Source organism: Streptomyces sp. GC420 (assembly GCF_009916105.1).
Lineage (GTDB): Bacteria > Actinomycetota > Actinomycetes > Streptomycetales > Streptomycetaceae > Streptomyces.
Genome location: NZ_JAAAXQ010000441.1, coordinates 1 through 5724, shown reverse-complemented (window position 1 = coordinate 5724; position 5724 = coordinate 1). Strand labels below are relative to the sequence as shown.

Annotated in this window: 4 protein-coding genes and 1 pseudogene; 4 read left to right on the top strand and 1 reads right to left on the bottom strand. The window is 75.4% G+C overall.

The window, feature by feature from the left end; translation table 11 throughout:
- Positions 1–143 precede the first annotated feature (143 nt).
- From GUY61_RS33505 to GUY61_RS33490, 4 genes and pseudogenes are all read left to right on the top strand, one after another.
- Positions 144–1715, top strand: a pseudogene (locus GUY61_RS33505) (lipid II flippase MurJ); the annotation flags it as partial.
- The gene (locus GUY61_RS33500; protein WP_166634089.1) at positions 1712–2452 is read left to right on the top strand and encodes a polysaccharide deacetylase family protein; all 741 of its coding nucleotides are present in this window, start codon (positions 1712–1714) and stop codon (positions 2450–2452) included. The pseudogene GUY61_RS33505 and the gene GUY61_RS33500, both read left to right, overlap by 4 nt.
- Entirely contained in the window at positions 2449–3681 is a 1233-nt protein-coding gene (locus GUY61_RS33495) for a glycosyltransferase (RefSeq protein WP_166634088.1), read from the top strand. The genes GUY61_RS33500 and GUY61_RS33495 overlap by 4 nt, the downstream gene beginning before the upstream one ends.
- Entirely contained in the window at positions 3678–4361 is a 684-nt protein-coding gene (locus GUY61_RS33490; protein ID WP_166634087.1) for a lipopolysaccharide biosynthesis protein, read from the top strand. Before GUY61_RS33495 ends, GUY61_RS33490 begins: the two co-directional genes overlap by 4 nt.
- Before the next feature lie 95 nt (positions 4362–4456).
- Here the strand turns inward: GUY61_RS33490 and GUY61_RS33485 are convergent.
- Positions 4457–5724: glycoside hydrolase family 26 protein (locus tag GUY61_RS33485; RefSeq protein WP_398957829.1), on the bottom strand; the 1268-nt coding region annotated here is incomplete at its 5' end.

The window sequence follows — 5724 nt, the reverse complement described above, 5'->3', positions numbered from 1 at the left end:
AAAGCCGCAGGCGCAAAGGGATGTGACGAGGCATCAGCCAGGTGCGGGACGGCCGTGGCGCACATCGTTTGCCCGCTTTTATCCACAACGGACAATACGATGCGTGACCAACTCTTTACCTCGGCCCCCGCGGCGGGTGGCGCGGCGGCTTCCTCGCCAGGGCCGCCGCCGCCACCGCGCTGCTGACCGCCGCGGGCTCCCTGCTCGGGCTGGTACGCGACCAGACCATCGCGCACCTGTTCGGTGCCGACGCGGAGACCGACGCCTTCCTCGTCGCATGGACCGTGCCCGAGTTCGCCTCGACGCTGCTTATCGAGGACGCCATGGCGCTCGTCCTCGTACCGGCCTTCAGCCTCGCCCTCGCCCGCCGCACCGGATGGCCCGACGACCCCGTGCGGGACCTGCTCGGAGCGACCCTGCCGAGGCTCGCCGCCGTACTGGCCGGGGCCGGAGCGTTGCTGTTCCTCGCCGCACCGCTGCTGGTCGGTCTGCTCGCGCCGGGGCTGGCCCGGCCGGGACTCGCCACCGACTGCACCCGGCTGACCGCGACGACGGCGTTCACCTTCGGCGTCGTCGGCTACTTCAGCGCAGCGCTGCGCGCACACCGCCGCTACTGGGCGCCCGCCGCGATCTACCTGGCGTACAACGCCGGGATCATCGCCACGATGCTCCTGCTGCACGGCCGCTGGGGCGTACGGGCCGCGGCGGCCGGCGTCGCCCTCGGCGGCCTGGCCATGGTCCTCGTCCAACTGCCCGCCTTCCTGCGCACCCTGCCGGTGCGCGGCGCGTTCCGCAGACGGCGGCCGGCCGCCCCCGCTCCGGGCCTGGGCCCGGGCCCGGGCCCGGAGGCCGTGGTCAACGCCGCCCTGCTCGCCCCCGTCATCCTGTTCGCGCTCGGCCGCCAGTCGCAGGTGCTCGTGGAGCGCTTCCTCGCCTCCGCACTGCCGTCCGGCGCGATCTCACACCTCAACTACGCACAGAAGATCGCCCAGTTGCCCATGGTGCTGGCCCTGATGCTGTGCACCGTCACTTTCCCCGTGATCGCCCGTGCCCTCGCCGACGGCGACCACGAGCAGGCCCGCCGGCGCATCGAACGCGACCTGACCCTGGTCTCGCTCGTGGTCCTGCTCGGCACCTCCGTCGTCGTCGCCTGCGCGCCCGGCATCGTCGAAATCCTCTTCCAGCGCGGCGCGTTCGACGCCGCCGACACCACCGCCACGGCATCCGTGATGCGGGTGTACGCGCTCGGCCTGCTCGGCCACACCCTGGTCGGCGCACTCGCCCGGTCCTTCTTCAGCACCGCGCGGCCCACCTGGTACCCCGCCACGGCCATGGGCGCGGGCCTCGCCGTCACCGTCGCCGGCGGCGCCCTCGCCGTCCCCGCCTGGGGTGTGCACGGCATCGCCGCCGCCAATGCCGCAGGCATCACCGTGACCGCCGTGCTGCTGCTGCGCGGACTGCGCGCGCACGCCGTGCCCGTCGGGGTCGTCGGTGTCGTCGGGGGACTGGCCGCACTCGCCGGGGCGGCCGCCGCCGCCACCGCGGCCGGCTGGGGCCTGGCGTCCCTCGTGCCCGGCGGGCCCGTCCCGGTCACCCTCGCCGGCTCCCTGACCGTCGTCCTCGTCTTCCCCGCCGCGGCCGTCGCCCTGCGCGCCCCGGAGGTGCCGCGCCTGCTCACGACCGTCCGTGCCCGCCGAACGAAGGCCGCGCCATGACCGCCGACACTCTCCTCGCGCCGTCCCCCGACGCCCGGACCCCCGCCTCGTGGGTGCTGATGTACCACTCGGTGGACGACTGCGCGGACGACCCGTACAACATCACCGTCTCGCCGGCCCGCCTCGACCGGCAGCTCGCCTGGCTGCGCAGGCGCGGCCTCACCGGGGTGAGCATGACCCGCCTCCTCGCCGCCCGCGCCCGGGGCGGCGCCGCCGGACTGGTCGGGCTGACCTTCGACGACGGCTACGCCGACTTCGTCGAATCGGCCGTGCCCGTGCTGCGCGGACACGGCTTCACGGCCACCGTGTTCGTCCTGCCGGGCAGACTCGGCGGGCGCAACGACTGGGATCCGCTCGGCCCGCGCAAACCGCTGCTCACGGCGGACGGCATCCGTGCCGCCGCCGCGGACGGCATGGAGATCGGCTCGCACGGCCTGCTGCACACCGGCCTCACCGGAACCGGCGAGGAGGAGCTGCGCCGCGAGACCGCCGGGAGCCGGGCCCTCATCGAGGAGATCACCGGCACCGCTCCGGAAGGCTTCTGCTACCCCTACGGCCACCTCGACGCCCGCGCGGCCGAGGCGGTGCGCACCGCCGGATACGGCTACGCCTGCGCCATCGAACCCGGCCCGCTGACCGGCGCGTACGCCCTGCCGCGCACCTATGTCGGCCGGCGGGACACCGCCGTCAGCCTGCACGCCAAGCGCGCCCTGCACCGGTGGAGAGGCACCCGGTGAGAGTGCTGCACATCATCACCGGCCTGGGCGTCGGCGGCGCCGAGCAGCAACTGCGGCTGCTGCTGCGGCACATGCGGCGGATGCCGGTGGAACCCGAGGTGGTCACGCTCACCAACCCCGGCCCCCTCGCCGAGGCCATCCGCGCGGACGGCACACCCGTCACCCACCTGGGCATGGCGGGCAACCGGGACCTCGGCGCACTGCCCGCACTGGTGTCGCTGATCCGCCGCGGACGGTACGACCTCGTCCACACCCACCTCTACCGCGCCTGCGTGTACGGAAGGACGGCCGCCCGCCTGGCCGGGGTGCGGGCCGTCGTCGCCACCGAGCACTCGCTCGGCGGGACCCGCATCGAGGGCAGGCCCCTCACCCCCGCCGTCCGCGCGCTGTACCTCGCCACCGAACGGCTCGGCCGGGCGACGGTCGCCGTCTCGCCGACCGTCGCCGAGCGGCTCGCCCGCTGGGGCGTGCCCGGCCGGCGCGTCACCGTCGTGCCGAACGGCATCGACGCCGCCGCCTTCCGCCACACCCCCGAGCGGCGCGCGGCGGCCCGCGCCCGGCTCGCCCTGCCCCCCGGCGCGTTCACCGTGGGCGGGGTGGGCAGGCTCGTCCCGGGCAAGAGGTTCGACGTACTGGTCGAGGCCGTGGCCCGGATGCCCGGAGCCCGGCTGCTGCTGGCGGGGGAGGGGCCGGAGCGGACCGCGCTCGAGGCACTGGCCCGGCGGCTCGGGGTGGCGGACCGGGTACTGCTGCCCGGCGCGTGCCTCTCCCCGCCGTACGGGCCGGCCGCCCCGTACGGGCCCGCGGCCGCTTCCGGGTCCCCAGCCGCTTCCGGGACCGCGGCCGCTTCCGGGACCGGCCGTCCCTGCCTGCCCTCCGTGCTCTCCGCCATGGACGTCCTCGTCTCCCCCTCCGCCGAGGAGACCTTCGGACTCGCCGTCGTCGAAGGGCTCGCCGCCGGACTGCCCGTGCTGTACGCCGACTGCCCAGCCCTCGACGACCTGCCGCCGGGGGCCGCCCCCGGCGCACGGCGGGTGGGGCCCGCGCCGGGCGCCGACGCCGTCGCCGCGGCGCTCCACTCGCTGCGCGCCGAAGGAGCCCCGCGCCGGCCCGTGCCGCCCGCCGTGCACCACTACGACATCGCCCGCAGCGCCGAACGGCTCATGGCCGTCTACGAACGCGCCGCCGCCCGCCCGATCCCACGCACCCGGGAAGTGAGCCCCGCATGACCGAGCAGCAGCCCCCCGAACAGCACGAGCGCGTCCCCGCCCACGCCCGATCCCGCAGGCGGCTGCCCCGTTGGTGGCCGGTGCCGCTCGGCGTGGTGCTCGGCGCGGCCTCGGGCGCCGCCTTCGGCGTCCTGCAGACCCCCCAGTACGCGGCCACGAGCAATGTCGTCGTGGTCCCCATCAAGGCCGACCACGCCGCCGCGCTCGGTTACGCCCAGGCGTACGGCCGCGTCGCGGTCGAGACCGCGGTGCTGGACAACGCGGCGGCACGCGCCGGGGTCTCCCGGGCGGTGCTGCGCCGCACGGTGCGGGTCGCCACCTCGCCGGACGCCCCGATGATCGCCGTCACCGGCACCGCCACCCGTCCCGGGGACGCCGCCGACCTCGCCAACGCGGTCGCGGGTTCCCTGATCGCGAGCGGCGGCCGCTCGGAACGGGCCACCGGCGTCGACGTACGCCAGTTCGCCAGGGCCGTCGCCCCCTCGGCGCCGGTGTCCATCACGGTGGTCCCGGCCACGCTGACCGGAGCCTGCGCGGGCGGCCTGCTCGGCGCGCTCGTCCAGCTGGTCCGGCCCCGGCGGCGGCTCCGCCAGGAGGACGCGACGGCCGAGCGGACGCCCGCCGTCGTGCCCGCGCCGTCCTCGCCCGGCCACGAGCAGCGGCAGGAGGCGGTCGGATGACGGCGCCGTGCCGTGCCGCGGAACTCGCGCACTCCGGCCGGGGGGCCGGCCGGAGGGGCGTTCGCCGCCGCGGTCCGGAGGTCCGGGGCGAGGCCTCAGGGAGTGTCCCGTGCCCGCTGCCCCGGCCCGGCCTGGGCGAGACCCGCGCCCGCGGTGACCGGCGCTGGCGCGAAGGGACCGGGAGGGGAGGCCGGGCCGGGAGCGGCCTGCGGCGGCCTCACCGGGGACGGGACGAGCTGCGTCACCGATGGCGGGACGGGCTGCGTCACGGGCGGCGGGACGGGCGGTGGCACCTCGGCGGGCCCGGTGGTGCCCGCGATCGGTACCGCCTTGCCGGACACCGTCGCCCGGAACACCTCGGACGACCTCGGGTTCGCGCCGCACTGCCAGACGCCGTGCGGGCAGTAGTCCGTGATGGTGTTGTACAGCGGCCGGTGCTCGCGGATCCAGGCCAGCATCCCGCGCATGTACTCCGGATTGTCGCCGTGTCTGAAAAGCCCCCACTCGGGGTAGGAGACCGGCTTCCTGTGGGCCTTGGCGAACGCGACGTGGTCCCTCAGCCCGTACGGCGCGTTCACCTGTTCCTCGAACGTCGTACCGGGTGGCTGGTCGTACGAATCCATTCCGATGATGTCGACCGTGTCGTCCCCCGGATAGCACCGCGTCCACGGCACCGCGTCCGCCCCGCGGTTCGGCGCGAAGTCGAAGCGGAAACCGGCACCCGCCACACTCCGCATCGCCGTCACGATCCGCCTCCAGTACGCCTTCCACAACTCGGGCGCGGGCCCGCAGCGATGCGTGTACGTCGTACCGTTCATCTCCCAGCCCAGCACGATCACCGTGTCCGGCACGCCGAGCGCCACCAGCCGTGCGGCGAGCTGCCGGAAGTGCTGGTCGTAGAGGCCGATCGCGCCGCGGAGCAGCAGCCTGCGCACCTCCTGGTCGGAAACCCTCGCCTCGTTGCGCTCCAGCATCGGGACATTGAGGACGAACAGCCGGTCGGAGCGCTCGCGGCGCCACTGCGCCCAGCTCTCCAGGTACGAGGGCCGGCCCTCGATGTTCGACCAGCGGTCACCGGGCAGGTACGTGTGGCCCACCTTCAGGTCGGCCACCCCGAGCCACTGCCGAAGCCCGCTCATGCGCCGTACCCCCTCCTCCCCGTAGTCCAGGTACGCGCCCGTCGCGGGAAACGGTGCGGACGGCTCCTGGGCCATGGGAGCGGGAGCGGAAGCGACGGCGGAGGCCGTCACCAAGGCCGTGCTCGAGGCCTTCGCGGCGGCGGGCTTCCGCGCCCCGGGAGTCTTCCCCGCAGTGCCCTCGGCGGGTGCACGGCGGGTCCTTCCCTGATCTCCCGCGGTCTCCT